We start from the raw sequence: 12,938 nt of genomic DNA, 5'->3' as shown, positions 1-12,938 counted from the left end.
TTCAAGCGTCGCCCCTGTGCGGGGCGGCACCTACTTTTCTTTGCCGCCGCAAAGAAAAGTAGGCAAAAGAAAGCGGCTCACACCGCCAGTTCTAGTTCTTGCCTGAGGGCCCCCAACCGGTCCCACACTTCACACGGCAGCATTTCTGTTCACGCGAGTTGCCAACGCTTCGAATGAGCGCCTCACCCGCTTCAAACACCCGTACATGGGCTCACGGCAGCGAACGGTATGTGCCGCCCAGGTGGCAAACTGTGTGTAGGTTGTCGCGTCGTATAGCTTGGCGCTCTTACAGGGTGGAACACCTGCGCTATCGGTCCGAAGTGAGGCGAGTGGAGTGCTACGGCCTACACACAGTTTGCCACCTGGGCGGCGGTGGACTATCTGGCAAGGCATGCTGAAACGCGGGAGCGTGAAGCGGGTGAGGCGCACTGCAAGAGCGCTGGCAACGAACTTGAATCGAGAAGTTGTCGCCTGAAGTAAGGGACCGGTTGGGGTCCCTCAGGCAGGAAGAAATGTTGGCGGTGTGAGCCGCTTTCTTTTGCCTACTTTTCTTTGCGGCGGCAAAGAAAAGTAGGTGCCGCCCCGCACAGGGGCGACGCTTGAAGCACGAAGGCAAATCGCGGATGCCAGCGCAAAGGTAGACACCCCGACCGGCGCCGCCAGCACACAAAAACCAAGAGACAGATGCCCGCGCAGCAAAGCGCAAAAACCAAACCGCCCGCGCCGCGAAGGCGCCAAACCAAAAGCGCCCTCGCATGCGCAAACAACTCAGCGTCGCAGACAAACCAAAACCAAAACCCTTACCTCGGCAATTCAGAATGCCCCATCAGATAAGCATCAACTGACCGCGCACACTGCCGCCCTTCGCGAATAGCCCACACTACGAGAGACTGTCCACGCCGCATATCACCCGCGGTGAACACCTTCTCGACCGACGTGTAATAAGCCTTATCGCCTTCGGTGGAAGCACGCACATTCCCACGCGCATCCTTATCGACGCCGAAGGCCTCAAGCACAGGCGAAACGGGCTGCGTAAAGCCCATCGCCAGCAACACGAGATCGGCTTTCATTTCGAATTCGGAATCGGGCACTTCGACCATCTTGCCTTCCTTCCATTCGACACGCGCCGCGATCAGCTTCTCGACCTTGCCGTTCTTGCCTTCAAAGCGCTTCGTAGCAACAGCCCAATCGCGCTCGCAGCCTTCCTCATGCGACGACGACGTACGCAGCTTGACCGGCCAGTACGGCCACACGAGCGGCTTGTTTTCCTCTTCGGGCGGCTGCGGCAGCAGTTCGAACTGCGTGACGCCCTTCGCGCCATGACGGTTCGACGTGCCGACGCAATCCGAACCCGTATCGCCGCCGCCGATCACGACGACATGCTTGCCCTTCGCGAGCAGCTGATCCGCAACCTTGTCGCCCGCATTGACCTTGTTCTGCTGCGGCAAAAACTCCATCGCGTAATGAATGCCCGCAAGCTCACGCCCCGGCACAGGCAAATCACGCGGCGTCTCGGAGCCGCCCGTCAGAATCACGGCATCGAACTGATCCTTCAGTTCCTCAGGCGTGATGGTTTCCTTCGCGGTGTTGCCGATGTGCACCGGAAGCGGGTCCTTGCCCACGAACACGTTCGCGCGGAACGTCACGCCTTCCGCTTCCATCTGGCGCATGCGGCGGTCGATCAGCCACTTCTCCAGCTTGAAGTCAGGGATGCCGTAACGCAGCAGGCCACCGACGCGATCGTTCTTCTCGAACACCGTCACGTCATGACCGACGCGCGCGAGTTGCTGCGCAGCCGCCATACCCGCCGGGCCCGAACCGACGACGGCGATCTTCTTGCCAGTCTTGTGCTTCGGCGGTTGCGGCGCGACCCAGCCTTCCGTCCACGCCTTGTCGATGATCGCGTGCTCGATCGACTTGATGCCGACCGGGTCGTCGTTGATGCCGAGCGTGCACGCCGCTTCGCACGGCGCCGGGCAGATGCGGCCCGTGAACTCGGGGAAGTTGTTCGTCGAATGCAAAACTTCGATCGCGTTCTTCCAGTCCTGGCGGAACACCAGGTCGTTGAAGTCCGGGATGATGTTGTTCACCGGGCAGCCGTTGTTGCAGAACGGGATGCCGCAGTCCATGCAACGCGCGCCCTGAATCTTGGCTTCGTCGTCGGTCAATGCTGCGACGAATTCCTTGTAGTGCTTCACACGCGTGAGGGGTGCTTCGTACGCCTCGTGGCGGCGCTCGAACTCGAGAAAACCGGTTGCCTTGCCCATATGGTTCTCTATGTCTATCTAATCGGTGAGGGGATCGGCGCCCGCCGCATGCGCTTTCACGCGCGCGCGGCAGGTGCGCTTCGTTATGTCGTCTGGTTGGGTCGGGAAACGATCAGGCCGCGAGTACTTCCTTGGCTGCCTTCTTCGCGCCCATTTCGCCCAGCGCGCGCTTGTATTCGGTCGGGAACACCTTCACGAACTGACGGCGCGACGCGTCCCAGTTTTCGAGCAGCGCCTTTGCACGCGGCGAACCCGTGAACTGGAAGTGACGTTCGATGAGCCCCTTGAGCAGCGCTTCGTCGGTCTGGCCGATGTGCCACAGCGCCTTGTCGACCGTGCGTTCCTGTTCGGCCTGTTGCAGCACCGGTTCGAGCGCGACCATCGACTTGTTGCACTTCGCCGCGAACGAACCGTCCACGTCGTACACGTAGGCGAGACCGCCCGACATGCCCGCCGCAAAGTTACGGCCGGTCTCGCCGAGCACGACGACCGTGCCGCCCGTCATGTATTCGCAACCGTGGTCGCCCGTGCCTTCGACAACCGCCGTCGCGCCCGAGTTACGCACGCAGAAGCGCTCGCCCGCAACGCCACGGAAGAACGATTCGCCTTCGATCGCGCCGTACATCACCGTGTTGCCGCAGATGATGTTTTCTTCGGACTTGCCGCGGAAATCGTTCGTGGGCCGGATGATGATGCGGCCGCCCGACAGACCCTTGCCGACGTAGTCGTTGCCGTCGCCGACCAGATCCAGCGTGATGCCCTTCGCGAGAAACGCGCCGAAGCTCTGGCCCGCCGTGCCCTTCAACTGGATGTGAATCGCGTCGTCGGGCAGACCGTCGTGGCCGTACTTCTTCGCGATCGTGCCGGACAGCATCGCGCCGACCGTACGGTTCACGTTGCGCACCGGCTGGATGAACGACACATGCTCACCCTTCTCGATGGCAGCCTTCGCCTTCTCGATCAGCACGTGATCGAGCGCGCGGTCGAGGCCGTGATCCTGCGAATCGACGTGCATGCGCGCAACGCTCGCGGGGACGCTCGGCTGGTAGAACACGCGCGAGAAGTCCAGACCCTTCGCCTTCCAGTGCTCGATGCCCTTCTTCATATCGAGGAATTCGCTGTGGCCGATCAGGTCGTTGAACTTGCGTACACCCAGTTGCGCCATGATTTCGCGCACTTCCTCTGCGATGAAGAAGAAGAAGTTCACGACGTGTTCCGGCTGGCCCTGGAATTTCGCGCGCAGCACGGGGTCTTGCGTCGCGACGCCGACCGGGCACGTGTTCAGATGGCACTTGCGCATCATGATGCAGCCTTCGACGACCAGCGGCGCCGTCGCGAAACCGAATTCGTCCGCGCCGAGCAGCGCGCCGATCACGACGTCGCGGCCCGTCTTCATCTGACCGTCGGCCTGCACGCGGATACGGCCGCGCAACTGGTTCAGCACCAGCGTCTGCTGCGTTTCCGCAAGGCCGAGTTCCCACGGCGTGCCGGCGTGCTTCACCGACGACAGCGGCGATGCGCCCGTGCCGCCATCGTGGCCGGCGATCACGACGTGATCGGCCTTCGCCTTCGCGACACCCGCAGCGACCGTACCGACGCCCACTTCCGACACCAGCTTCACCGAGATGCTCGCCGCCGAATTCGCGTTCTTCAGATCGTGAATGAGCTGCGCGAGATCTTCGATCGAATAGATGTCGTGGTGCGGCGGCGGCGAGATCAGGCCGACGCCCGGCACCGAGTAACGCAGCTTGCCGATGTACTCGGACACCTTGTGACCCGGCAACTGACCGCCTTCGCCCGGCTTCGCGCCCTGCGCCATCTTGATCTGGATCTGGTCCGCGGAAGCAAGATATTCCGCCGTCACGCCGAAACGGCCCGACGCGACCTGCTTGATCTTCGAGCGCAGCGAATCGCCTTCCTTCAGCGGGATGTCGGTCACGACTTCATCGCCGAGGATGGACTTCATCGTGTCGCCATTCTTGATGGGAATGCCGCGCAGTTCGTTGCGATAGCGGTTCTCGTCTTCGCCGCCTTCACCCGTGTTCGACTTGCCGCCGATACGGTTCATCGCGACCGCGAGCGTGGCGTGCGCTTCCGTCGAGATCGAGCCGAGCGACATCGCGCCCGTTGCAAAGCGCTTGACGATGTCCTTCGCCGATTCGACTTCGTCGAGCGGAATCGCCTTCGACGGATCGACCTTGAATTCGAACAGCCCGCGGAACGTCATGTGACGCTTCGTCTGATCGTTGATCAGATGCGCGTATTCCTTGTACGTCTGATACGAGTTGCTGCGCGCCGAGTGTTGCAGCTTCGCGATCGCATCGGGCGTCCACATGTGGTCTTCGCCGCGCACGCGGTACGCGTATTCGCCGCCCGCGTCGAGCATGTTAGCGAGAACCGGGTTGTCGCCGAACGCGTCGCGGTGCAGACGGATCGCTTCTTCAGCCACTTCGAACAGGCCAATGCCGCCGACCTTCGACGCCGTGCCCTTGAAGTACTTGCTCACGAGATCTTCAGCGAGACCGATTGCCTCGAAAATCTGCGCGCCCGTGTACGACATGTACGTCGAAATACCCATCTTCGACATGACCTTGTACAGGCCCTTGCCGACTGCCTTCGTGAAGTTGTAGACGGCCTTTTCCGCCGACAGATCGCCCTTCATGCCCACTGCCATCTGCGCGAGCGTTTCCATCGCGAGGTACGGGTGAACGGCTTCCGCGCCAAAGCCCGCGAGCAGCGCGAAGTGGTGCGTCTCACGCGCCGAGCCCGTTTCGACGACGAGGCCCGTGCTCGTGCGCAGACCTTGCTGCACGAGGTGCGAGTGAATCGCCGACGTGGCCAGCAGCGCCGGGATCGCGACGTTGTCGCGGTCGGTCTTGCGGTCCGACACGATCAGCATGTTGTAACCGGACTTCACGGCGTCGACGGCTTCCGCGCATAGCGACGCGAGGCGCGCTTCGATGCCTTCCTTGCCCCACGCGACCGGGTAGCAGATGTTCAGTTCGTACGAGCTGAACTTGCCGCCCGTGTACTGATCGATCGCGCGGATCTTCGCGATGTCCTTGAAGTCGAGCACCGGCTGCGACACTTCGAGACGCATCGGCGGGTTGATGTTGTTCGTGTCGAGCAGGTTCGGCTTCGGGCCGACGAACGACACCAGCGACATCACCATGTTTTCACGGATCGGGTCGATGGGCGGGTTCGTGACCTGCGCGAACAGCTGCTTGAAGTAGTGATAGAGCGTCTTGTTCTTGTTGGACATGACGGCCAGCGGCGAGTCGTTGCCCATCGAGCCAACGGCTTCTTCGCCTGCCTGCGCCATCGGCGCCATCAGGAACTTGAGGTCTTCCTGCGTGTAGCCGAATGCCTGCTGGCGATCGAGCAGCGCAGCCGCTTCACGGCGTTCCGTAACGACGTCTTCCGCGTTCGGCTCGATTTCGTCGAGCTTGATGCGCACGGCATCGATCCAGCTCTTGTACGGCTTGGCGTTCGCGAGGTTGTCCTTCAGTTCCTTGTCGTCGATGATGCGGCCGTGCTCCATGTCGATCAGGAACATCTTGCCCGGCTGCAGACGCCACTTCTTGACGATCTTCGATTCGGGAATGAGCAGCGTGCCCGCTTCCGACGCCATGATGACGAGGTCGTCGTCGGTGACGATATAGCGCGCCGGACGCAGACCGTTACGGTCGAGCGTCGCGCCGATCTGGCGACCGTCGGTGAACGCGATCGCAGCGGGGCCGTCCCACGGCTCCATCATCGCAGCGTGGTATTCGTAGAACGCGCGGCGGTTGTCGTCCATCAGCGTGTGCTGTTCCCATGCTTCGGGAATCATCATCATCACCGCGTGGACGAGCGGGTAGCCGGCCATCACGAGCAGTTCGAGACAGTTGTCGAACGATGCCGTGTCCGATTGGCCCGGATAGATCAGCGGCCACAGCTTCGGCAGGTCGTCGCCGAGCACGTGCGAGGCGATCGCGCCCGTACGCGCGTTCAGCCAGTTGACGTTGCCCTTCACCGTGTTGATTTCGCCGTTGTGGGCGATCATCCGGTACGGGTGAGCCAGCTCCCACGCGGGGAACGTGTTGGTCGAGAAGCGCTGGTGCACGAGCGCCAACGCCGACACGACGCGCTCGTCCTGCAGGTCGCGGTAGTACACGCCGACCTGACCCGCCAGCAGCAGCCCCTTGTAGACGACCGTGCGCGCCGACATCGACGGCACGAAGTATTCCTTGCCGTGCTTCAGCTTGAGCGCCTGGATGCGGTGGCTCGCCGTCTTGCGGATCACGTACAGCTTCCGCTCCAGCGCGTCCGTCACCATGATGTCCTTGCCGCGTCCGATGAAAATCTGGCGGATCAGCGGCTCGCTCGCCTTCACAGTCGGCGAGATCGGCATAGTGTGGTCGGCGGGCACGTCGCGCCAGCCGAGCACGACCTGGCCTTCGGCCTTCACCGTGCGCTCCAGTTCCTGTTCGCAAGCGAGACGCGATGCGTGTTCCTTCGGCAGGAAGATCATGCCCACGCCGTATTCGCCCTCGGGGGGCAGCGTCACGCCCTGCTTGGCCATTTCCTCGCGGTAGAACGAGTCCGGAATCTGGATCAGGATGCCCGCGCCGTCACCCATCAGCGGATCGGCGCCGACGGCGCCCCGGTGATCGAGGTTCTCGAGAATCTTCAGGCCCTGCTGGATGATTTCGTGGCTTTTCTTGCCCTTGATATGCGCAACGAAGCCGACGCCGCATGCGTCGTGCTCGTTTGCCGGGTCATATAGACCTTGCGCGGCGGGAACCGTGGAAAGCGGCTGCTGATGGTCGTTCATGGGGACACCGTCTGTCAGGGGCCGTGGGGCCGTTGAACCATTTTGTTTTAGCCCGCGGTGCGGACTTCGACCGCGCGGGCGGCCGTGGACGCGCGATATTGCAGTTGCACATCGGGACGCCGGAAATCGGAATATACGCGACGAATCAAAGGAATAGCAAACAAAATGTGATGGTCGGACCCCTATTATCAATGTGGTGCATTTTTCGCCCAGTTAATTGGTGCCATATCAAAACGGGGCAAAAGAAAACGGCATGCGTGGATGCCGTTCGCTTTCTACTTTCGCCAGCAAGCCATTGAGCACAAAGGCCTTATTGCGTTTGTGGCGTCTCCCGGACCTTGCGCGGCCTGCCCCTGGGCAAGGGCGAGACGCGCCGGTTTGCGGCCCGCGCCGCCCACTCCCGATACGAGTCGCTACCGAGCACCCAGCCCTTTAACGTGGCCTGCTGGAGCTGGCTGGCTTCGCGTTCGTCGAGCGGCTGCTCGCACAATTCGCGGTATGCGCGCTGCCGTTCGAACGGCGTATTTCCGAGCGACCAGTACAAACGATGATCGGTGATCAAACTGTCTAAGGTCAGGCCGATGTGATGCCGATAACTGGACCATCGGTAGTCTTCCGGTGCGCTCGCCAGCTGGTTGCGCACCGGCGACATTTCGACCACGCGGCTCGCGAGCAGGAAGTACTTCTCGCCTTCGATCACCGTCGCGCGATAGCGGCCTTCCCACAAAGTGCCGCGCCGCGAGTAACGGCGATTGAAGTGCGCGACGTAACGCCGGCCGACGGCCTGCATCGCCTTGGGCAGGCTCGATTCGTCGGTGGGCGTGACGAGCAGCTGCACCGCGCCGGGCATCAGCGCGTATGCATGAACGGACAGATGGTGATCGCGTGAAGCCGCCTTCAGGCAATCGATGAACAGTTCGTAATCCTGGTCGTCCACGAATGCGGGCTGCTGGTCGAGTCCGCGCAGGATCACGTGTTGCGGCTGGTCAGGGACATAAAGACGTGCAAGCCGTGCCATGCTGGATTATCCAAAGTCGCGTTGGTACATACCCGAAGGTCCGAAAAACTGCGTCGGCGCGGCCTCACGCGCCAAGCGGGTCTGCCGGAAAGCGGCATAAAGCCTAGGCAGAACGCTCTAGCCGGCGCGTATGGTTTGTTTGAAACGTTGTGGTCATAATTGGCGGGCCTTTTTTGGAGGAGCACAAATGAAATTAAAACAGGCCTTGGGGGTCGCGGCACTCGCTTGCATAACAACCACAGCGCACGCGCAATCGGCCGGCAGTTTCTTCGTTACAACAGGATGGTTCCATCTCGCGCCTCAGTCCAGTAGTGACCCGTTGAGAGAGACAAACGTCAACGGTACGCCCGTCAACATCACCGTGCCCAACACGGGCGCCGAACTCGGCAGCGGCGACACCGTCGGTTTCACCGGCGGCTATTTCGTCACCGACCATATCGCCACGGAATTCGTGATCGGCGTGCCACCGCAATTCGACCTGAAGGGCACGGGCGCATTCCAGCAATATGGCAAGCTCGGCTCAGCGAAACAGTGGAGCCCGACGCTGCTGTTCAAGTACTACTTCAACCAGCCGCAAGCGAAGTTCCGTCCGTATCTGGGCCTGGGCGTGAGCCGCGTCTCGTTCACCGATGAGCACATCACGAACGGCGCCTTCGAGCGCAACGTACTTCATGGTCCGACCACAGTCACGACGGATAGTTCGTGGGAGCCCGTGTTTAATGCCGGCTTCACGTACGCGTTCACCGACCACTGGTTCGCGGGCTTCTCGATCTCGTATCTGCCGCTCTCGACTACCGCCAAGCTGAACACCCAGGCGCAGACGCCGATCGGTACCGTCAACGTGCAATCGGAAACGAAGATTCGTCTGAACCCGATCGTCACGTACGTGAACCTCGGTTACCGGTTCTAACACAACAGCGTAGACGAGATTTTCGGGCTTGAACAACGCCGATGTGCAAAAGCGCGTCGGCGTTGTTCCATGCGTTCACGATACCTGTATGTGCACGCCTTCGTCTTCGACGTATCCCGACATCATTCCTGCCATACACGCCGCCCGGCGCGAGTCAGCCATTGTAAATTTGACTGAAACGTGCACGCCAGCGGTGCAATTTCTGCCGCATGCGACATGCATTGGTCCAGTGGGAACGTCGGTGCGAATCATGCCGCAGGGCGGGCATCGAAGTTGCGTCAGAGGAAACTTCCCGCGCTGTGTTGCGGGGATATTCAACTACCCTCATCGACGGAGCGACCATGACTGCACTTCCTAACACGCGAGATGCCCTGGGCGAATCCTGGACCACGGCTGGCCGTCGTGCGCGGCGCATTGCGCGCCACAGTCGACACGCGGCTGAAGATATTGCAAGCGAACTGCGCACATTGATGACCGAACTCGAGAACACGCTCGGAGACGGCACGCAAGCCGACGCCACGGTGCTGCGCACGCAGATGCGCAAGCGTCTCGACGAAGCGCGCACACGTCTGAACGACACACGCGATGCGATGCGCGAGCGCGCCGAAGCGGCATTGCACGGTGCCGACGATTACATCCATGAAAATCCGTGGCGGACGCTCGCCATTGTTGGTGGCGTTGCGCTGATCGCAGGCGCCTTGATTGCGCGAGGCGGTTCACGCTGACGCACGCGGCGTCGGGCTGGGCAAGCGGCCAGCCCACGGCGGCTGGACCTCGGATCGCTGTGTAAGACGGGCGCGGCGCGTGTTTGCGCGCCGCTTCCTTTGTTATCTCGGGCCGAGCGTCGGACGTTCGTGCGCGGTTGCGCCGTTGCGCAGACTGTTGACCTCGCGGGTTGAGCGGTTTAGAGGTGGGATCTACCGCGCATCACCGCATCAATCGCCATCGACGATAAACAGCCGCTGGTATTCCTTCGACGCGTAGCGGTCCGTCATGCCCGCGATGTAATGCGCGATGAGACGTGGCTGCTTCGCTGCGTCTGTCGTTTGGTAAGCGGGCGGCAGCAGGCGAGGATCGTTGATGAACGCGTCGAACAAACCGGCGATCACGCGCTGGGCCTTGTTCGCCATGCGCATCACGCGATAGTGGCGGTACAGGTTCTTGAACAGAAACCGCTTGAGTTCCGTCGCTTGGGCAGCGACAGCGTCGCTGTGCGCGACCAGCGGCGGTGCGCGGCGCACGTCGTCCAGCGACGCGGGCGCATGCCGCGCAATATTGCGCGTGGTCGTGTCGATCAGATCGACGATCAGCGTGTTGATGATTCGCCGCACGATCTCGTGAATCAGCCGGCGTCCCTCGATCTGCGGATAGTCGCGCCGCGCTGCGTCGTAATGCGTGTGCCATAGCTCGACTTCGGCGAGCTGATCGATCGTGAGCAATCCCGAGCGCAGACCGTCGTCCACGTCGTGATTGTTGTATGCGATTTCGTCGGCGAGATTGGCGATCTGCGCTTCGATCGACGGTTGCCGCCCTTGCAAAAAACGCTCGCCCAGTTCGCCGAGACGCCGCGCGTTTTCGCGCGAGCAATGCTTGAGGATGCCTTCGCGCGTTTCGAAGCACAGATTCAGGCCGTCGAATGCGCCGTAATGCTCTTCTAGATCGTCGACGACGGCGAGACTTTGCAGATTGTGCTCGAAGCCGCCGTAGTCGCGCATGCATTCATTGAGCGCGTCCTGCCCTGCATGGCCGAACGGCGTGTGCCCGAGATCGTGCGCCAGCGAAATCGCTTCGACGAGATCTTCGTTCACGCGCAAATTGCGCGCGACAGAACGCGCGATCTGCGCGACTTCGAGACTGTGCGTGAGCCGTGTACGGAACAGATCGCCCTCGTGATTCACGAAGACCTGTGTCTTGTACTCGAGCCTTCGGAAAGCGGTCGAATGGACGATGCGGTCGCGATCGCGTTGAAACTCGGTGCGCGCGCTCGGCGGCGCTTCGTGATGGCGCCGGCCGCGCGATTGCGAAGAATGCGCGGCATACGGCGCGAGATGCGCTTCGAGCGCGGCGATGGTGGGCAGCGACACGACGCCTGTAGTGGGCGTCACAGAAGCGGCGTCGAGTGATTCGCTCAGATGGTCGCTGCGTATTTCACTCACCGATATCTCCGAATCAGATGCGACGGCCGCTGTGCGCTGTGTCAGGCCGCTTCGCTTCGCGTCAGGTGCCGACGCTGGCGTCGAGGGTTTCGAGCACCGCCTCGTCGGGGGCGCGGGTGATCAGTGTGTCGCCGAAACGCTTCAGCAGGATGAACTTGATTTCGCCCGCTTCCGCCTTCTTGTCGACGCGCATCAGATCGACGTAACGCGCCGCGCCGAGCGTAGGCGCCTGCGTAGGCAGATGCGCCGCCTCGATGACGGCAACGAGCCGCTTGCGCGCGGCTTCGTCCAGATGGCCGAGTCGCACGGACAGGTCAGCCGCCATCACCATCCCGCAGCCCACCGCTTCGCCGTGCAGCCACTCGCCATAGCCGAGCCCCGCTTCGATCGCGTGACCGAACGTGTGGCCAAAGTTGAGGATGGCGCGCAGACCGCCTTCGCGCTCGTCCTTGGCCACCACGGAAGCCTTGATCTCACACGAACGTTTGACCGCTTCGGCGAGCGCATGCGGCTCGCAGCGGTTGAGCGCTTCGATGTTCGCTTCGATCCAGTCGAAAAACGTTGCGTCGGCAATCGCGCCCGTCTTGATGACTTCCGCAATCCCCGCCGCCAGTTCGCGCGGCGGCAGTGTGCGCAGCGCGCCGATATCGGCGATCACCGCTTGCGGCTGGTAGAACGCACCGATCATGTTCTTGCCGAGCGGATGGTTGATGCCCGTCTTGCCGCCCACCGACGAATCGACCTGCGACAACAGCGTGGTCGGCACCTGGATGAACGGCACGCCGCGCATGTAGCAGGCGGCTGCGAAACCCGTCATGTCGCCGATCACGCCGCCGCCGAGCGCGATCAGCGTGGTCTTGCGATCGGCCCGCGCGCCAAGCAGCGCGTCGAAGATCAGATTCAGCGTTTCCCAATTCTTGTGCGCCTCGCCGTCGGGCAACACGACCGTCGTCACGTCTTTGCCGAGCGGCGCGAGCGCCTTGCGCAAGGTTTCGCCGTACAAGGGATCGACCGTCGTGTTGGTGACGATCGTCACCGACGCGCCGCGAATATGCGGCGCGAACAGCTCGCTTTTGCCGATCAGATCGGCGCCGATATGAATGGGATAGGCGCGTTCGCCCAGTTCGACGTTGACGGTAATCATGGAAGTCATCTCGTCATTATGACGCAGTAGGCCTGGCGACGCCCGCCATCTCGAGCTGCATCAGCACCATGTTGACGAGCCCGTTGACGGACGGACGGCCCGTTTCGATCACGAAATCGGCGCATTCGCGGTAGAGCGGATCACGCACTTCATAGAGCGCTTCGAGGCGCCCTTTCGGGTCCTCGGTCTGCAGAAGCGGCCGGTTCTTGTCGCGGCGCGTGCGCAGCCAGAGATCGTGCGGATTGGCGCGCAGATAGACGACGATGCCGTGTGCGCGCAGCGCGTCGCGGTTTTCCGGGCGCAAGACCGCGCCGCCGCCCGTGGCGAGCACGATGCTTTCGCGCCCGGTGAGCTCGGCGATCACTTGCGCCTCGCGATCGCGAAAGCCCGCTTCGCCTTCGAGTTCGAAGATCACCGGGATGCGCGCGCCCGTGCGCGCCTCGACTTCATGATCGGAGTCGAAGAACGGGCGATCCAGCCGGCGCGCCACGGCCCGGCCCACGGTGGTCTTGCCTGCCCCCATGAGCCCTACAAAAAAAACGTTGGCGTGTGCGTCCCGCGGTTGCAACTTATCCTCTGGCTAATCCGGTGTAGTTCGTGCGGCAGCTTACTGGCAAAGCGCCTGCC

8 protein-coding genes are annotated in these 12,938 nt (G+C 62.1%); 2 read left to right on the top strand and 6 right to left on the bottom strand.

The window, feature by feature from the left end:
- Window positions 1–800 precede the first annotated feature (800 nt).
- The 3 genes from SB822_RS29435 to SB822_RS29425 all read right to left on the bottom strand — a co-directional run bounded on the left by SB822_RS29435 (window position 801) and on the right by SB822_RS29425 (window position 8,101).
- Window positions 801–2,267 (bottom strand): glutamate synthase subunit beta, encoded by a 1,467-nt coding sequence (locus SB822_RS29435; protein ID WP_007585303.1) that lies wholly within the window; start codon window positions 2,265–2,267, stop codon window positions 801–803.
- A gap of 112 nt (window positions 2,268–2,379) precedes the next feature.
- Complete coding sequence (locus SB822_RS29430; RefSeq protein WP_007585302.1) at window positions 2,380–7,083, bottom strand: glutamate synthase-related protein; 4,704 nt, start codon at window positions 7,081–7,083, stop codon at window positions 2,380–2,382.
- A gap of 310 nt (window positions 7,084–7,393) precedes the next feature.
- Window positions 7,394–8,101, bottom strand: a complete 708-nt coding sequence (locus SB822_RS29425; RefSeq protein ID WP_007585301.1) for a transposase — start codon at window positions 8,099–8,101, stop codon at window positions 7,394–7,396.
- Window positions 8,102–8,288: 187 nt separating this feature from the next.
- On the opposite strand from SB822_RS29425, the gene SB822_RS29420 reads away from it, so the two are divergent.
- Entirely contained in the window at window positions 8,289–9,011 is a 723-nt protein-coding gene (locus SB822_RS29420; RefSeq protein WP_007730737.1) for an OmpW/AlkL family protein, read from the top strand.
- Window positions 9,012–9,352: 341 nt separating this feature from the next.
- Complete coding sequence (locus SB822_RS29415) at window positions 9,353–9,736, top strand: YqjD family protein (RefSeq protein ID WP_007585299.1); 384 nt, start codon at window positions 9,353–9,355, stop codon at window positions 9,734–9,736.
- 210 nt (window positions 9,737–9,946) lie between these two features.
- Here the strand turns inward: SB822_RS29415 and SB822_RS29410 are convergent, their stop codons facing one another.
- From SB822_RS29410 to SB822_RS29400, 3 genes are all read right to left on the bottom strand, one after another.
- Window positions 9,947–11,143, bottom strand: a complete 1,197-nt coding sequence (locus tag SB822_RS29410) for a deoxyguanosinetriphosphate triphosphohydrolase (protein WP_410856244.1) — start codon at window positions 11,141–11,143, stop codon at window positions 9,947–9,949.
- 85 nt (window positions 11,144–11,228) lie between these two features.
- A complete protein-coding gene (aroB, locus tag SB822_RS29405; protein WP_410856223.1) occupies window positions 11,229–12,320 on the bottom strand; it encodes a 3-dehydroquinate synthase in 1,092 nt (363 codons plus the stop codon).
- Window positions 12,321–12,327: 7 nt separating this feature from the next.
- Complete coding sequence (locus SB822_RS29400; protein ID WP_007585296.1) at window positions 12,328–12,879, bottom strand: shikimate kinase; 552 nt, start codon at window positions 12,877–12,879, stop codon at window positions 12,328–12,330.
- Window positions 12,880–12,938 lie beyond the last annotated feature (59 nt).

The sequence above is a fragment of the Paraburkholderia sp. SIMBA_054 genome, assembly GCF_046534875.1.
Classification (GTDB): Bacteria; Pseudomonadota; Gammaproteobacteria; order Burkholderiales; family Burkholderiaceae; genus Paraburkholderia; species Paraburkholderia hospita.
The sequence above is the reverse complement of the archived record's forward strand: the minus strand, read 5'-3'. Positions and strand labels throughout refer to the sequence as shown.

Coding starts and splice junctions, on each gene's coding strand:
- aroB (WP_410856223.1), bottom strand. CDS start 12,320: ATGACTTCCATGATTACCGTCAACGTCGAACTGGGCGAACGCGCCTAT.
- SB822_RS29415 (WP_007585299.1), top strand. CDS start 9,353: ATGACTGCACTTCCTAACACGCGAGATGCCCTGGGCGAATCCTGGACC.
- SB822_RS29425 (WP_007585301.1), bottom strand. CDS start 8,101: ATGGCACGGCTTGCACGTCTTTATGTCCCTGACCAGCCGCAACACGTG.
- SB822_RS29420 (WP_007730737.1), top strand. CDS start 8,289: ATGAAATTAAAACAGGCCTTGGGGGTCGCGGCACTCGCTTGCATAACA.
- SB822_RS29435 (WP_007585303.1), bottom strand. CDS start 2,267: ATGGGCAAGGCAACCGGTTTTCTCGAGTTCGAGCGCCGCCACGAGGCG.
- SB822_RS29430 (WP_007585302.1), bottom strand. CDS start 7,083: ATGAACGACCATCAGCAGCCGCTTTCCACGGTTCCCGCCGCGCAAGGT.